The 2,075-nt window shown below is 59.1% G+C and carries 2 protein-coding genes; both read left to right on the top strand.

What is annotated here, in order from left to right; genetic code table 11:
• Nucleotides 1-417: ATP dependent DNA ligase (locus tag ACXJ5O_RS25250; protein WP_457302304.1), on the top strand; the 417-nt coding region annotated here is incomplete at its 5' end.
• A gap of 113 nt (nt 418-530) precedes the next feature.
• Complete coding sequence (locus ACXJ5O_RS25245) at nt 531-1,979, top strand: cryptochrome/photolyase family protein (protein ID WP_457302303.1); 1,449 nt, start codon at nt 531-533, stop codon at nt 1,977-1,979.
• Nucleotides 1,980-2,075: the final 96 nt, after the last annotated feature.

The raw sequence follows: 2,075 nt of genomic DNA, 5'->3' as shown, positions 1-2,075 counted from the left end.
CCCTTCATCATCGATGCTGTGCTCGTCTATGCCCAGCGCGGCCACGGCAAGCGTTCGAGCTATTATTCGGATTATACCTTCGCCGTCTGGACAGGACCGGAAACCGAGCCATACCTGGTTCCGGTCGGCAAGGCCTATTTCGGCTTTACCGATGAAGAGTTGAAACAGCTCGACGCCTTCGTGCGCAACAACACGACCGAGCGTTTCGGCCCGGTGCGCTCGGTGCGGGCCGAGCCCGAACATGGCCTTGTGCTTGAGGTGGCATTCGAAGGCCTCAATCGCTCCAAGCGCCACAAATCCGGCGTTGCCATGCGGTTTCCACGCATTTCGCGGCTGCGTTGGGACAAGCCCCCCATCGAAGCCGACCGGCTGGAAACCCTCGAAGCCCTGCTGCGTGATTCAGAAACCATGGATTGAAATCCACATGCGGAACATGTCCTCGTGCCCGCGCGTTGCTGATGGTCAACATGGCGAGAACGCGATAAGGCTTGAGGTGTGATGGTCATTCTGCAGGGGGATGCAGCTATCAGATGAGCGGTTCCGACGTCGAGAAGCCCGTCATTGTCCTGTTCCGTCATGATCTGCGGCTCGGTGACAATCGTGCGCTTTCTGCTGCATCCCAAGGCGGAAAGCCGGTCATTCCGGTGTTTTTGCTTGACGAGCGGGTTAGCGGCGACAGCCGTCCTACCGGCGGTGCCCGCCGCTGGTGGCTGTATCATTCGCTGACCGCCCTCGGCGTGTCACTGCAGGCGCTTGGTACTCCGCTCGTGCTCAGACGCGGCCGAACCGAGGAGGTCATCGGCACGCTGATAAAGGAGACGGGCGCGGATATGGTGCTCTGGAACCGCCGCTACGACCCGCTCGGCGCCAAAATTGATGAGGCGCTGCAGGCGCAACTCTCACACCAAGCCATCGCAACCAAGAGCTTCGAGGGCCACATCCTGCACGAACCGTTTGCATTCAAGACAAAATCCGACGGGCCGTATCGTGTTTACACCCCCTTCTGGCGCGCGCTCAATTCCATGCCCGAGCCTCGAGACCCCTTACCAGCGCCTCGCGCGCTGAAGCGTTGGCCCTCCGGGCCGCCTTCCGACAAGCTGGACGATTGGGTCCTGCTGCCAAAGCACCCGGACTGGAGCAAGGGATTTGCCGAGGTTTGGACCCCTGGCGAGCACGGCGCCCTCGAGCGGCTGCACACTTTCCTGGATGACAGGATCGGGGATTATCCTGAGGATCGCGACAGGCCGGATATAGAAGCGACGTCACGCTTGTCGCCGCACCTTGCCCATGGTGAAATTACGCCGTTCCAGATCTGGCATGCGACGAAAATCCCGATGCACGATGGAGCGCGCGCGGGTGCCGAGAAGTTCCGTCAGGAAATTGGCTGGCGCGAGTTTTCTTATCATCTCCTGTGCAACAAACCGAAACTGGGCTCGGAAAACTATAACACCGCTTTTGATGCTTTTCCCTGGGAAAACAGGCCGGACCATCTCAGTGACTGGAAACGCGGCATGACCGGTTATCCGATTGTCGACGCCGGCATGCGGCAGCTGTGGCAGACCGGCTGGATGCATAACCGCGTGCGCATGATCGTTGCCTCGTTCCTGATCAAGCATCTGCTCATCGATTGGCGGAGCGGGGAAGGGTGGTTTTGGGATACGCTCGTCGATGCGGACGCGGCGAACAACGCTGCGGGCTGGCAATGGGTAGCTGGTTCCGGCGCGGACGCGGCACCTTATTTCCGCATTTTCAATCCTGTTCTGCAGGGCGAAAAATTCGATCCGAAGGGCGACTATGTGCGCGAATACGTTCCGGAGCTGGCCGGACTACCGAATAACTATCTCCACCAGCCATGGACCGCTCCCGAAGATACGCTTAAAAAGGCGAAGATTGACTTGGGCAAAACGTATCCGGAGCCTATTGTTGACCATCAGCGCGCCCGAAAACAGGCGCTGGCGGCGTTTGAAAGGATCCGGTAGCCCGGTTTTCCACACAATCCGGAAAATTTGCCGTCCACACCACACCATGCCGCATTTTCCTCGAAAAACGCCGGAAAACGGCACCTTGGTCCATAT

The sequence above is a fragment of the Phyllobacterium sp. P5_D12 genome (genome assembly GCF_054049495.1).
This window is presented reverse-complemented; position numbering and strand designations above follow the sequence as displayed.